Origin of the sequence: Salipiger bermudensis HTCC2601 (assembly GCF_000153725.1) — a bacterium.
Lineage (GTDB): Bacteria > Pseudomonadota > Alphaproteobacteria > Rhodobacterales > Rhodobacteraceae > Salipiger > Salipiger bermudensis.
In genome coordinates this window covers 3,390,066-3,402,922 of the sequence record NZ_DS022276.1, presented here as the reverse complement: position 1 = coordinate 3,402,922, position 12,857 = coordinate 3,390,066, and the positions used below count along the sequence as shown (strand labels likewise).

Genomic DNA, 12,857 nt, shown 5'->3' with positions numbered 1-12,857 from the left:
TCCCGCACGATCCGCGGCCCGGTGGCGCATCTTGCCCCTTAACACCGGCCTCGCGATCCCCTATCTGCCCCTTCATGACACAGAGATTGCATATCGTCGGCGGCGGCATGGCCGGTTCGGAAGCCGCCTGGCAGGCCGCGGAGGCCGGCATTCCCGTGGTGATCCACGAAATGCGCCCCAAGGTTGAAACCTTCGCTCACCGCACCGGCGACCTCGCCGAGATGGTCTGCTCGAATTCGTTCCGCTCGGACGATCACGAGCAAAACGCCGTGGGCCTCCTGCACTGGGAGATGCTGCAGGCCGGCGGGCTGGTGATGCGGCAGGCCTATACCCACCGCCTGCCCGCGGGCGGTGCGCTCGCGGTCGACCGCGATGCGTTCTCGGCCGGTGTCACCCAGGTGCTGCGCGACCACCCCAATGTCTCGGTCTCCGATGAAGAGATCACCGAGCTGCCCGAGGACGGCCAGTGGATCTTTGCCACCGGCCCGCTGACCTCGTCCGCGCTCGGCGCGGCCATCGCCCGCGAGACCGGCGCCGACGCGCTCGCCTTCTTCGATGCCATCGCGCCCATCGTCTATTTCGACAGCATCGACATGGACGTGGCCTGGCTGCAGTCGCGCTATGACAAGGGCGAGACCGAGGAAGAGCGCAAGGCCTACATCAACTGTCCGATGACCAAGCCGCAATACGAGGCCTTCATCGACGCGCTGCTCGCCGCCGACAAGACCGCCTTCCACGAGGGCGAAACCGCGGGCTATTTCGACGGCTGCCTGCCCATCGAGGTGATGGCCGAGCGCGGCCGCGAGACCCTGCGCCATGGCCCGATGAAGCCCATTGGCCTCACCAACAGCCACAAGCCCGAGGAAAAGGCCTATGCGGTGGTGCAGCTGCGCCGAGACAACGCGCTCGGCACGCTCTACAACATCGTCGGCTTCCAGACCAAGATGAAGTACGGCGCCCAGACCGAGGTGTTCCGGATGATCCCGGGCCTCGAGGAGGCCAAGTTCGCGCGGCTCGGCGGCATTCACCGCAACACGTTCCTCAACTCGCCCACCCTGCTCGATGCCCAGATGCGCCTGCGCTCGAAGCCCAATATCCGCTTCGCCGGCCAGATCACCGGCGTCGAGGGCTACGTTGAGTCCTCGGCCATGGGCCTTGCCGCGGGCCGCATGGCCGCCGCCGAGATCCTCGGCCGTCCGCTCCCCGAGATCCCGCAGGACACCGCCCATGGCGCGCTGATCCACCACATCACCGGCGGCGCCGAGGCCAAGACCTTCCAGCCGATGAACGTCAATTTCGGCCTGTTCCGCCCGGTCGACGGGCTCAAGGGCGGGCGCCGCGGCCGCAAGGACCGCTATAAGGCCTACACCGACCGCGCCAAGGCGGAATGGACCGGCTGGCTCGCGACGCAGGAGGTGCCCGCATGAATTACGTCCTCGCGCTGCTGCTGCCGCCGCTGTCGATCCTGTTAACCGGGCGGCCGATCCTGTCGATCGTGGTGTTTCTCGTCTGGGTGCCGGCGATCATCTTCTCGGGCGGACTGACCCACCCGATGTTCATCCTGCTCGCCTGGATCCTGATCTACCAGTCCGGCGAAGAGCGCCGCACCCGTCGCATCGAGCGCGCCTGGCGCGACGAGGACTGAGCGAGACAACACACGAGGGCGGCCCGCAAGGCCGCCCTGTCTTTTCTGGCCGCAGCTCAGCGCCCGTAGGTGCCGCTCAGAACCGCCTTGTCGAGCGCCTTGGCATTGACGGTGAAGCCGATCACCGCCTTCGAGGCGCCCTCCATCGGGCCAAGCGCCTCGGGCAGCGCGTAGAGCGTGATGTTGTAGCGATGCGCGCCGTCGCCTTCGGGCGGGCACGGGCCGCCCCAGCTCTCGGCACCGAAATCATTGGCGATCACCGTAACGCCCTCGGGCATACCCTTGGCGCTGGCGTTCTGCCCGAGCCCGTCGGTGTCGGCGGGGATGTCGAGCACGATCCAGTGCCAGAAGCCCGCACCACCGGTCGGCGCGTCCGGGTCGTGCACCATCAGCGCATAGGACGCCGTGCCCTCCGGAGCACCGGACCAGGCCAGCTCCGGCGACACATTCTGGCCCGGACAGCCCCAGCCATCGAAGACGAACCTCTCGTCGATGGTTGCGCCATCGCCGATATCGGGGCTGGTCAGATCGAGGGCAAAGGCCGGTGTGCCGGCGCAGAGCGCGGCAAGACAAAAGACAAATCTCTTCATCTGAACTCTCCATTGCAAAGAAACAGGACAACTCAAAAATGCATCTTGCGAGTCGCCTGCACCCATAGAGTGCCAAACGCGCAAGAACGTAAAGGCCCGCACGCCCTGCCCCCGCATGCCTTGCCATTGTGTCGCAGGCGCTTGCCGCCGCGCGAGGCTCCGCCTAGGGTCGCGCGCCATGATCACCCGCTTCGCCCCCTCGCCCACCGGTCCGCTGCATCTCGGCCACGCCTACTCGGCGCTGCTCAATTTCGACATGGCCACGGCGGCGGGCGGCACCTTCCTGCTGCGCATCGACGATCTCGACCGCAGCCGCGCCCGCCCGGAATGGGAGGCGCAGCTCAAGGACGACCTGCGCTGGCTGGGCCTCGACTGGCCCGCGCCCTGCCGGCGCGAATCCGAGCATCTCGACGCCTACGAGGCCGCGCTCGATCGGCTGTGGGAGAGCGGCTTGCTCTACCCCTGCCACTGCACCCGCCGCGACATCCGCGAGGCGCTCTCGGCGCCGCAGGAAGGCACGTCCCTCACCGGGCCGGACGGGCTGATCTACCCCAGCACCTGCCGCCCGGCGGTGCCGCCCACGGGCCCACGCCCAGCCGACACGACGCTGCGGCTCGACATGGCCCGCGCCTGCGCGACCCTCGCCCGGCCGCTGCACTTCGTGGAAACCGGCGCTGGTCCCGACGGCCAGACCGGAGCGATCGAGACCTCGGCGCACGAGATGATCACCACCATCGGCGACGTCGTGCTGGCGCGCCGAGAGATGGGCGCCGCCTACCACCTTGCGGTGGTGATCGACGACGCGGCGCAAGGCGTCACCGACGTGGTCCGCGGCCGCGACCTTTTCGAGGCCACGCGCATCCACGCGCTTCTCCAGGGCCTTTTGGACCTGACAACCCCGCGCTACCACCACCACCGCCTGATCCGCGACGAGAGCGGCAAGCGTCTCGCCAAACGCGACGACGCCCGCGCCATCGCTCTCTACCGCAGCGAAGGCCGCACCCCGCAAGAGATCCGCAGCATGGTCGGCCTATGAGCCCCACGCCCCGATCTTCTCTGGTTCAAAAATACCTCGGGGGAGTCGCGGCAAAGCCGCGACGGGGGCAGCGCCCCCGGACTGCCGCTGTAATCTCGCCAATAGGACGGCGGACAGAGCGCCCGGCTCACTCCGCCATCGGCTCCATGATCTCGACCTCGTCCCCGTCGCGCAGCGCGGTATAGAAACACGAGCGCCGGTTCGTGTGGCAGGCCGGTCCGGTCTGGCGCACCAGCGCGAGCAGGCAGTCGCGATCGCAATCGACACGCAGCTCCACCAGTTCCTGCAGGTGGCCCGAGCTCTCGCCCTTGACCCAGAACGATGCGCGCGAGCGCGACCAATACGTTACCCGGCCGGTCTCCAGCGTACGTGCCACCGCATCAGCGTTCATCCACGCCATCATCAGCACCTCGCCGGTCTCGGCCTCCTGCGCGATGCAGGGGATGAGGCCCTTGGCATCGTAGACCAAAGTCTCGGGATCGAAGCTCATGGGGCAAAAATCCTTTTGCAGCCGGGAAATCCGCCCCTATTTAGGAGACAAGACCGGAAAGGGAAAGCCATGTCCGCCGAGACCGACCTCATCAAACTCTATTCGCAGCGCATCCTCGCCCTCGCGGCAGACATCCCGCGCACCGGCCGGCTCGAGGCGCCCGATGCCAGCGTCAAGAAACGCTCGCCGCTCTGCGGCTCGACGGTGACGGTCGACCTGACCATGCGCGATGGCGTGGTGTCGGATTACGCGCAGGACGTGAAGGCCTGCGCGCTTGGCCAGGCCTCTGCGGCGGTGGTGGGCGACGCCATCGTCGGGCGCACCCCGGAAGAGATCGCCGCGGCGCGCGACGCGCTGCGCGCGATGCTGAAGGAAGACGGCCCGACCCCACCGGCGCCGTTCCAGGAGCTCGAGGTGCTGCGTCCGGCGCAGGCCTACAAGAACCGCCACGCCTCGATCCTGCTGGCGCTCGACGCCGCCACCGAGGCCGCAAGCCAGGCCGCCGAAGCGCAAAGCGCCTGAGGCCTCGGCGGCCCGCCCGCACCCCTCGCAAACTCCCTTAGCACATAAAAAACCGCCGCGCTCCGGGGGACATGGAGGCGGCGGTCAGTGGCGTGTCTTATCAAAGGTCGGACCGGCCATCACTCCCAGGCAGTGGAGCATCAGGCGGGGACAGCCGCCGCGCATCGGGGACAGATGACGCGCGGACCGGACCGACCGGAAAGACCGCAGGCAGAAACTGTCAGAAACCGGGCAGGTGAAGCGCCCCCATCAGGATGACGACCAGAGAGACGCCGCCGATCATATCGTGGATCAGCGTGTTGTCGGTGCGCGAAAGAACCTTGCGAAGCGTATCAATCATGGTGTCGATCCCTGTTCTCAACTTTGTTGCCACTTTGTTCTCACAGGGGGAACGGTCTGTAAAGAACTTTTTGAGAACATATGTGAACACGAAGAGGAACATGCGGACAGATCGCTGCTAAGATATTGATTTTCCGTAGATCGCGGGTATGAACAAAATAAGAACATTCAAGCGCAGAACGGGGCTACCCGACCGAGATCAGCCGGATCGCCTCGTCCTGCCGCATCAGCCAGAGCAACATCTTCGCGGCCCGCCCGCGCGAGCTCTCGAGCGTCGGGTCGTCGGCCAGCAGCTTGCGCGCGTCGCTCTGCGCCATCGCCATCAGGCCGGACTGGTGCTCGAGATCGGCCACCTTGAAGCGTGGCAGGCCCGATTGCGCCGTGCCGATCAGGTCACCCGCGCCGCGCATCTCGAGGTCGACCTCCGAGATACGGAACCCGTCCTCGGTCTCGCGGAGGGTCTTGAGGCGCTTCATGCCCGCCTCACCCAAGGGGGGCTGGTACATCAGCAGGCAGGTGCTGTCGCCCTCGCCCCGACCCACGCGGCCGCGCAGCTGGTGCAGCTGCGCCAGACCGAACCATTCGGCGCGCTCGATCACCATGATCGTGGCGTTTGGCACGTTGACGCCAACCTCGATCACCGTGGTCGCCACGAGGACCTGAGTCTCGCCCGCAACGAAGCGTGCCATGGCGGCGTCCTTCTCCGCCGGTGGCATCTGACCGTGAACAAGGCCGACCACGCCCTCGCCCAGGACCGCGCGGAGCCGTTTGAACCGCTCCTCGGCCGCGGTCAGGTCGACCGCCTCGCTCTCCTCGACCAGCGGACAGACCCAATAGGCCTGCCGCCCCTCGGCCACCGCCTGCACGAGATGCTCCACCACCTCCTGCATGCGCTCGGCCGAGACCAGCGCGGTGCGGATCGGCTTGCGCCCCGGCGGCTTCTCGTCGAGCACCGAGACATCCATGTCGCCGTATTGTGCCAGCGCGAGGCTCCGCGGGATCGGCGTCGCGGTCATCACCAGAACATCCGCGCCGGCTCCCTTGCGCCCCAGCTCGAGCCGCTGCCGCACGCCGAAACGATGCTGTTCGTCGACGATGGCGAGGCGCAGGTCACGGAACGCAACGTCGGCCTGAAACACCGCGTGCGTGCCCACGAGGATCTGGATGTCGCCGCGCTCCAGCGCCGCCAGCTTGGCCTTGCGCTCACTGCCCTTGTCGCGCCCGGTGAGGATCTCGACCACCACGCCGGCGCTCTCGGCAAGGGGTCGCAGCCCCTCGAGATGCTGCCGCGCGAGGATCTCGGTGGGGGCCATCATCACGCCCTGCCCCCCGGCCTCGACCGCAACCAGCAGCGCCATGAAGGCCACCAGCGTCTTGCCGGCGCCCACGTCGCCCTGCAGCAGGCGGTTCATGCGCTCACCGCCCGCCATGTCCTCGGCGATCTCGTCCATCGCCCGCATCTGCGCGCCTGTGGGCCGGAACGGCAGCGCCGCCAGCACCTTGCGCCGGAGCGCCCCGTCACCGCGCGTGGACCGCCCCCTGCCCTTTCGACGATGCACCCGAGCCAACGCGAGGGTGAGCTGATGCGCCAGCAACTCGTCATAGGCCAGCCTTGCCCGCGCAGGCGCCGCCGGGGACAGAGCGTCGGCGCCATAGGGGGCGTGTGCCGCCTCCAGCGCCGCGCGCCAGTCCGGCCAGCCCTCGCGCGCCTTCAATGGCCCGTCGATCCATTCGTCGAGCTCCGGCGCCTTGGCCAGTGCATCCGCGCTGGCCCGTGCCATGAGCTTCTGCGTCACCCCGCCGGTAAGCGGGTAGACCGGCTCGAAAGCGGGCAGGCTCGCGGCCTCCTCGGGCGGCAGGATGTGGTCCGGGTGGACCATCTGCGCCATACCGTCGAAGAGCTCGACCCGCCCGGACACGATGCGCCGCGATCCCTCAGGCAATACCCGTCCGAGATAGTCCGAGCGGCCGTGGAAGAACACCAGCTGGAAGCCGGTCTGCGCGTCCTCGACATGAATTCGATAGGGCCGGCCCTTCTGCGCCGGCTTCATGTGCCGCCCGACCGTGACCTCGACCGTGACCACGCCCGGAAGGTTCGCATCCTGCACACTGTCGCGCGGGCGGCGGTCGATCACCCCGTGCGGCAGAGTGAAAAGCAGATCACGCGGCGCGACGATGTCGAGACCCTCGAGCGCCTGCGCGGTCTTCGGCCCGACCCCGTCCAGCGTCTTGAGCTCGGCGAAGAGCGCCCAGAGGGCTTCGGGCCTCTGGCTCATCGGCTCAGCCTCCGATCAGCGCCAGCCAGGCGTCCTCGTCCATCAGCTCGACCCCCAGTTCGCGCGCCTTGGCCTCCTTCGACCCCGCGCCCGGGCCCGCCACGACGATGTCGGTCTTCTTGCTCACCGAGCCCGAGACCTTGGCGCCGAGCGCCTCGGCCCGCGCCTTGGCTTCGGCGCGGGTCATCTTTTCGAGGCTGCCGGTGAAGACCACGGTCTTTCCGGCGACAGGGCTGCCGTCGGTGGCTGGCCGCTCGGCATCCTGAATGTCGAGCTGAGCCACCAGCCGGTCGATCGAGGCGCGTTCTGTGGGCTGGCCCATGGACGTGACCAGCGAAACCGCAACCGTCTGGCCGATGCCGTCGACACCGACGAGATCGTCCCACGCGGCGCGCGCCTCGGTCGAGACCGCCGGGTCTTCGGCCCAGGCGGCATCGCGGATCTCCTTGAGCCGGGCACGGCGGCCCTCGGACTTGGCCGCCACGCGCTCGGCCTCGACCGCCTGCTCTGCACGCCGATAGCGCTCGGCGGCGGGGCGCGCCGCGTCGATGGCGGCGATCATCGCGGACCAGCTCAGGTAGTGGCGCGCGAGATCGTTGGCGACCACCTCGCCCACGTGGCGGATCCCGAGCGAGAAAAGCACGCGACCGAGTTCGATTTTCCTCTTCTCATCAATGGCATCAAAGAGGTTGTTCGCGCTCTTCTCCCCCCAGCCCTCGCGGTTCTTGAGCTGCTGCAACCCCGAGCCGTAACGCTCTCGCAACGTGAAGATTTCCGCCGGTTCAGAAATCCAGCCGTCACGGTAGAACTGCTCGACCTGCTTGGCCCCGAGCCCCTCGATATCGAAGGCGGATCGAGACACGAAATGCTTCATCTTTTCCACCGCTTGCGCTGGACAGATAAGACCACCCGAGCAGCGGCGTACGGCGTCGCCCTCCTCGCGGATCGCCTCGGAGCCGCATTCCGGGCAGGTCTCGGGGAAGGCGTAGGGCTCGGCCCCGTCGGGGCGCTTCGACAGATCGACATCGGCGATCTTCGGGATCACGTCGCCTGCGCGATAGACCTGCACCCAATCGCCGACGCGGATGTCCTTGCCGTCGCGGATCGGGTTGCCGCTGGCGTCGCGCCCGGCGATGTAATCCTCGTTGTGCAGCGTGGCGTTCGACACCACGACACCGCCCACCGTCACCGGCGTGAGCCGCGCCACCGGCGAGAGGGCGCCGGTGCGGCCGACCTGAATGTCGATGGCCTCGAGCCGGGTCCATGCGAGCTCGGCGGGAAACTTGTGGGCGATGGCCCAGCGGGGTGTCGTCGAGCGAAAGCCGAGCCGCGCCTGCAGCGCAAGATCGTTGACCTTGTAGACCACGCCGTCGATGTCATAGCCCAGCGTCGCGCGCTGCTCCTCGATCTGGGCGTAGTGATCCAGCATCTCCTGCGGGCCATCGCAAAGCCGGGTCAGCGGGTTGGTCTGGAAGCCGAGCTGGGCCAGACGCTCGATGGCGTCCATCTGGGTCTCGGCCAGCGGCGCGGAGAGCTCCCCCCAGGCATAGGCGAAGAATTTCAGCGGGCGCGCACGGGTGATCTCGGGATCGAGCTGCCGCAGCGAGCCGGCAGCAGCATTGCGCGGGTTGGCGAAGGGTTTGCCGCCGCGCGCCTCCTGCCGTTCGTTCAGCGCCTCGAAATCGGCGTGGCTCATGTAGACCTCGCCGCGCACCTCGAGCAGCTCAGGCGCACCCTCGAGCTGTTGCGGAATGTCGTCGATGGTGCGGGCATTGGCGGTAACGTTCTCGCCCGTGGCCCCGTCTCCGCGGGTCGCGGCCTGGATCAGGGCACCGTTCTCGTAGCGCAGCGACAGCGACAGCCCGTCGATCTTGGGCTCGGCGGTGAAGGGCAGCGGCGCGTCCTCGGCAAGCCCGAGGTAGCGGCGGATCCCCCGATCGAAATCGCGCACCTCGTCGTCATCGAAGGCATTCGACAGCGACATCATACGCTGCGCGTGACGGATCTTGCCGAACCCCTCGGCCAGCGCGGCGCCGACCTGCTCGCTTGGGCTGTCCTCGCGCTTGAGCTCGGGGAATCGCTCTTCGATCGCGACGTTCCGACGCTTCAGCGCATCGTAGTCGGCATCGCTGATCTCGGGCGCGTCCTCGGTATGATAGGCGAGGTTTGCCTGCGCCAGAAGCCCCGCCAGCCGCTCAAGCTCGGCCCGCGCCTGATCTTCGCTCAGGGCCTCGACGTCAATCTCGCCCGCGGTTTCGCCTGTCGCCTGCTCTGCCATCTCGGGGCCCCCGTCTTTCAGCCGTCTGGCGGAAGGTTTAGGGCGCGGGAGCGGCGGCGTCCAGCCGACAGCTCAGGCAGAGGCGGCCATCGCGGGCGGCTCATCCGATCGCGGCTCGGGATCGCGCAGCACGTAGCCCCGGCCCCAGACGGTTTCGATGTAGTTCTCGTCTCCCGTCGCTTCGCTCAGCTTCTTGCGGAGTTTGCAGATGAACACATCGATGATCTTGAGCTCGGGCTCATCCATGCCGCCATAGAGGTGGTTGAGGATAGCGTGGAAAACGCAGCAAGAACAACGGAACTGCGCCAAACGTTTCAATAGACAAACCGAAAACAGATCATGAATCTTGAAACGCGCTCAGGCCACAGAGAAATCCCATCAGCCCGTCCCCGCCGGCCCAACTGACCAGCCGAGCTGCACCTATTCCGGGCGTCCGCCACTCCTGCAGCTCGAAAACCTGAGGCGAGCCAGGGCCGGAGGCATCGATGTGCCAATAGTGACAAATATCTATCGAGTGGGTGGCTCCGTATATCGGTGGTCGCGTGCACTAAGCCCCTCGGTGGGCGATGAGTGTCGCCGCGACCCTGACTTCCCTCGATTAGCAAGTGGACCATTGGAAAAGACAGCTATAGCTACAGCTGCCACAGCAAGGATAGCCACCCCCTGTACGACGCCAGCAAATATCTCAACAAACACCTGAATGCCTCCGTTTCTCGAACATACTCACCACGATTACTCGCATCGAACACGTTAGATACGCCGAAGCGGTCACCAGCGGCGCAGCGCCATAAACGTGGGTTGCCCGTCTCTATTGGAGAAGAAAGCTTGAACAAGACGCATGCAAGATCAGCGACATAACCTAGCGTCAACGTGTGCCAAAGATGCAATAACATTGAAAGAACCCGTTTAGCGACAACATGCTAGGGGCAATAGAAGTGCCCCACCGACGGCATCAGCCCACCCTCTTGCGCTCGCCACAGGCAATGACGCGTCCAGGAACCTCGGACGCCCTGATATTCACTTCCGCACCTTGCGTCGGCAAGCTTGCCTTTCCAGATATCTGATGCCTGGAAGACAATCTGCCCGGGGGAGCAATCGAGATGACGGAAACTTGGATACCGCTGTTTGGCGGCTTGATCCTCTTAGTAGCGGGCGGAGAGCTGTTGGTAAGGGGTGCCGTTCAGGCGGCAGAGCGCCTGGGCATCTCACCCTTGGTGATCGGCCTCACCCTCGTCGGCTTCGGCACCTCAATGCCGGAACTGGTCACCTCTGTTCAGGCCGGGCTGAACGGCTCGCCGGGCATCGCCTATGGTAACGTGGTGGGCTCCAACATCGCCAACATCCTATTGATCGCCGGTGTCTCGGCGCTGATCTGTCCGATCATCGTGGCACGGTCGGCGCTGCGCCGGGATGCGACCGTGATGCTGGCAGTGGCCGCCGGCTTCGCGGTCCTGGCATGGACGGTGCCCCTGGGGCGCTTGGCCGGCCTGGGGCTGGTCGCCCTGCTGATTGGCTACATCGCCTTTGTCGTCCGGCAGGAGCGCGGGGCGGCCGATGGCGGCGCACTGCATGACAAGACCCAGGCACTCGCCCTGGCCGATCCGGGGCTCGCGCCACCCCACGCCCCGGGGCGGCTGGCGCTGCCGCTGCTGATCGCCTTTGCAGGCCTGGCCCTAGTGGTTCTGGGCGGGTCCTTCCTGGTCAGTGGTGCGGTGGCGTTGGCCCGTGGCTTTGATGTGTCCGAGACCGTGATCGGCCTTACGATCGTCGCGGTCGGCACCTCCATGCCCGAACTTGTCACTTCGATCATTGCAGCGCTGAAACGGCAGGGGGACGTGGCCTTCGGCAATGTCGTCGGATCGAACATCTACAACCTGCTGGGCATCGGCGGGGCGACGGCGCTGATCGCGCCGTCGCGCGTGCCAGCCGAGATCGTGGTCTTCGACGCACCCCTCATGGTAGGCGTGTCGTTGCTACTGGTGCTTTTCGCAGCAAGCGGCCTGCGGATTGGACGGCGGGAAGGAGTGGTGTTGCTAGGTGGCTATGCCGCCTACCTCGGGTTGCTGTGGCCATGAGAAGGGGCTGGCCTGAATGCGGTGAGAGGTCGTTGGCGATCCCGGCAGGAGTGAAAATTTAATTGTATTGGAACGATTATTTCCGCCTTTCGGAGACTTTCGGCGCTTATATGGATCAATGGCCTACAGAGAACTGGAAACACGGAAATCTGGCGTTTCCGCAGGCGACCTGAACTTCATTCGGACGCCCTACCCGCCCGCAGCTCCAGGATCTTAGACGGGCGTGCACCGAACACCCCATCACCCAGCTGCTCGTATCACAATGAAAAGTGCGGGAGATCGGACTGAATCCAAAGTTTGATTTGATTGGTAAATTCGACATAGCCCCTTCCTAGTTGTCTTGTTCCTTTTTTTTTGCAGGGGTCCGCGAAATGTTACTTACACTCGAAGCGCGTGATGGTCGGGTCTGGCAACACGTCGATGAGCGAAGTGAGCCGCTCCCGAAGAGCGCTGCGGCAGGCGACTCTGGCGACCTGCTTGGGCCCCTCCCGCTTCTTCACAATTGGACGCAGCACTACGCAGAAGCCGTGGAGCGCGGCGATCAGAATAGTGTCCTGATTATTGGCCGCGCGATGTTGGCATGGCTCAACCATGACGGAACACTTTCTGGCTGGCTTTCCAACGCTCGGCGCGAACTCGATGTCCTCGGAACCGGCGACTGCGCGATCTCTGACGCGCTTCTCGCCGCGCCTTGGGAGGTGCTGGCCGACGACGCTGGCTTTCTCGCCGAAGATCGTATGCGGCTCTTTCTGCCACTGCGCAGGCTCGCCCCGCGTGCTCTTGGCATTGCCCCCGACCACTCCGACCTGGCGATGCTGTTCATGGCGGCTGCGCCCGAGGGCCAGCATGAGCTAGACTACGAGGCGGAAGAGGCTGCTATCCTCGAGGCAACCCGCAGCCGGGTAACAGGGCAGCCACTGCTGCACCTGACCGTCGAGGAGAGCGGAGAACTCGAGATCTTGGCAGAACGCCACAATAGCGACGGTCCTTTCGATATCCTGCACCTCTCCTGTCATGGCGACATTCAACATACGGGCGACGCGGCGCGTCATGTGCTGTTCCTAGAAACCGAGGAGGGCAAGGGCGACGCGGTCACACCGGACCGGTTGCTTGACGCGCTTGGCGAGCGGTTACCGCCGCTCCTGTTCCTCTCCGCTTGCCGGACTGGTCAGCGTGGCTTGGCCACCAGTGGCTCTCGATCGGAAGGCCGCCGCGAGGGTCTTGCAGAGGCCCCCGGAGAGATCTCTGAAGCGCCACGGCGAGAGGCCGGACCAGCTGCGGCGCCTGAGCTAGCTGAACCATTGGCGCGGCAGATGGCGGCTGGTGTCCCGCACGTGCTGGGCTGGGATGGGTCGGTCTACGATGCCGATGCTGCGACCTTCGCCGAGGCACTTTATGCCGGGCTAGCCCGAGGCGAGACGGTGGCCTACGCTGCAGCGCGCGCCCGTCATGCGGTGATGACACCAACGGACCTTGGGGCGCCGGGCCAGCACTGGCATCTGGCGCGCGTCTATCTGGGACCCGGCGGCGGTGGTCCGCTCTGCAGCAGCGCTAGACCCGCGCGTTCGGCGTCGCTGCCTGCCTTCTCCCAGGTTTCTCGATGCGG

11 protein-coding genes are annotated in these 12,857 nt (G+C 66.1%); 6 read left to right on the top strand and 5 right to left on the bottom strand.

The features are described 5' to 3' along the window. The first annotated feature begins 74 nt into the window (after nucleotides 1-74). Together trmFO and R2601_RS16120 are read left to right on the top strand one after the other, a co-directional pair. Complete coding sequence (gene trmFO, locus R2601_RS16125; RefSeq protein WP_040544808.1) at nucleotides 75-1,427, top strand: methylenetetrahydrofolate--tRNA-(uracil(54)-C(5))-methyltransferase (FADH(2)-oxidizing) TrmFO; 1,353 nt, start codon at nucleotides 75-77, stop codon at nucleotides 1,425-1,427. After that, complete coding sequence (locus R2601_RS16120) at nucleotides 1,424-1,645, top strand: hypothetical protein (protein WP_007800230.1); 222 nt, start codon at nucleotides 1,424-1,426, stop codon at nucleotides 1,643-1,645. Before trmFO ends, R2601_RS16120 begins: the two co-directional genes overlap by 4 nt. A 56-nt stretch (nucleotides 1,646-1,701) precedes the next feature. Here the strand turns inward: R2601_RS16120 and R2601_RS16115 are convergent, their stop codons facing one another. Next, nucleotides 1,702-2,235: a YbhB/YbcL family Raf kinase inhibitor-like protein gene (locus R2601_RS16115; RefSeq protein WP_007800229.1), complete on the bottom strand. Its 534-nt coding sequence runs from the start codon at nucleotides 2,233-2,235 to the stop codon at nucleotides 1,702-1,704. Between the two features lie 178 nt (nucleotides 2,236-2,413). On the opposite strand from R2601_RS16115, the gene gluQRS reads away from it, so the two are divergent. After that, nucleotides 2,414-3,271: a tRNA glutamyl-Q(34) synthetase GluQRS gene (gluQRS, locus tag R2601_RS16110; protein ID WP_007800228.1), complete on the top strand. Its 858-nt coding sequence runs from the start codon at nucleotides 2,414-2,416 to the stop codon at nucleotides 3,269-3,271. A 127-nt stretch (nucleotides 3,272-3,398) separates the two neighbouring features. Here gluQRS and hisI read toward each other — a convergent pair whose 3' ends face one another. Beyond that, nucleotides 3,399-3,761, bottom strand: a complete 363-nt coding sequence (gene hisI, locus R2601_RS16105) for a phosphoribosyl-AMP cyclohydrolase (protein ID WP_007800226.1) — start codon at nucleotides 3,759-3,761, stop codon at nucleotides 3,399-3,401. A 69-nt stretch (nucleotides 3,762-3,830) separates the two neighbouring features. Between hisI and R2601_RS16100 the strand changes: the two genes are divergently transcribed. Then, entirely contained in the window at nucleotides 3,831-4,283 is a 453-nt protein-coding gene (locus tag R2601_RS16100) for an iron-sulfur cluster assembly scaffold protein (RefSeq protein WP_007800225.1), read from the top strand. A gap of 524 nt (nucleotides 4,284-4,807) precedes the next feature. On the opposite strand, the gene recG is transcribed toward R2601_RS16100, so the two are convergent. The 3 genes from recG to R2601_RS16085 form a co-directional block, all read right to left on the bottom strand. Continuing rightward, complete coding sequence (gene recG / locus R2601_RS16095; protein ID WP_007800222.1) at nucleotides 4,808-6,898, bottom strand: ATP-dependent DNA helicase RecG; 2,091 nt, start codon at nucleotides 6,896-6,898, stop codon at nucleotides 4,808-4,810. 4 nt (nucleotides 6,899-6,902) lie between these two features. Beyond that, complete coding sequence (ligA, locus tag R2601_RS16090; RefSeq protein ID WP_007800221.1) at nucleotides 6,903-9,176, bottom strand: NAD-dependent DNA ligase LigA; 2,274 nt, start codon at nucleotides 9,174-9,176, stop codon at nucleotides 6,903-6,905. A 72-nt stretch (nucleotides 9,177-9,248) separates the two neighbouring features. Continuing rightward, nucleotides 9,249-9,494 carry a winged helix-turn-helix domain-containing protein gene (locus tag R2601_RS16085; protein WP_302621474.1) on the bottom strand — a complete coding sequence of 82 codons (246 nt, stop codon included), beginning with the start codon at nucleotides 9,492-9,494 and terminating at the stop codon, nucleotides 9,249-9,251. A 782-nt stretch (nucleotides 9,495-10,276) separates the two neighbouring features. Between R2601_RS16085 and R2601_RS16080 the strand changes: the two genes are divergently transcribed. Continuing rightward, nucleotides 10,277-11,251, top strand: a complete 975-nt coding sequence (locus R2601_RS16080; RefSeq protein WP_040544806.1) for a calcium/sodium antiporter — start codon at nucleotides 10,277-10,279, stop codon at nucleotides 11,249-11,251. A 371-nt stretch (nucleotides 11,252-11,622) separates the two neighbouring features. Next, the coding region (locus R2601_RS26040; RefSeq protein ID WP_007800218.1) for a CHAT domain-containing protein at nucleotides 11,623-12,857 on the top strand (1,235 nt) is incomplete at its 3' end.

Excerpts from the sequence above, each read along its gene's own strand:
- trmFO (WP_040544808.1), top strand. The coding sequence starts at position 75 with ATGACACAGAGATTGCATATCGTCGGCGGCGGCATGGCCGGTTCGGAA.
- R2601_RS16120 (WP_007800230.1), top strand. The coding sequence starts at position 1,424 with ATGAATTACGTCCTCGCGCTGCTGCTGCCGCCGCTGTCGATCCTGTTA.
- R2601_RS16115 (WP_007800229.1), bottom strand. The coding sequence starts at position 2,235 with ATGAAGAGATTTGTCTTTTGTCTTGCCGCGCTCTGCGCCGGCACACCG.
- gluQRS (WP_007800228.1), top strand. The coding sequence starts at position 2,414 with ATGATCACCCGCTTCGCCCCCTCGCCCACCGGTCCGCTGCATCTCGGC.
- hisI (WP_007800226.1), bottom strand. The coding sequence starts at position 3,761 with ATGAGCTTCGATCCCGAGACTTTGGTCTACGATGCCAAGGGCCTCATC.
- R2601_RS16100 (WP_007800225.1), top strand. The coding sequence starts at position 3,831 with ATGTCCGCCGAGACCGACCTCATCAAACTCTATTCGCAGCGCATCCTC.
- recG (WP_007800222.1), bottom strand. The coding sequence starts at position 6,898 with ATGAGCCAGAGGCCCGAAGCCCTCTGGGCGCTCTTCGCCGAGCTCAAG.
- ligA (WP_007800221.1), bottom strand. The coding sequence starts at position 9,176 with ATGGCAGAGCAGGCGACAGGCGAAACCGCGGGCGAGATTGACGTCGAG.
- R2601_RS16080 (WP_040544806.1), top strand. The coding sequence starts at position 10,277 with ATGACGGAAACTTGGATACCGCTGTTTGGCGGCTTGATCCTCTTAGTA.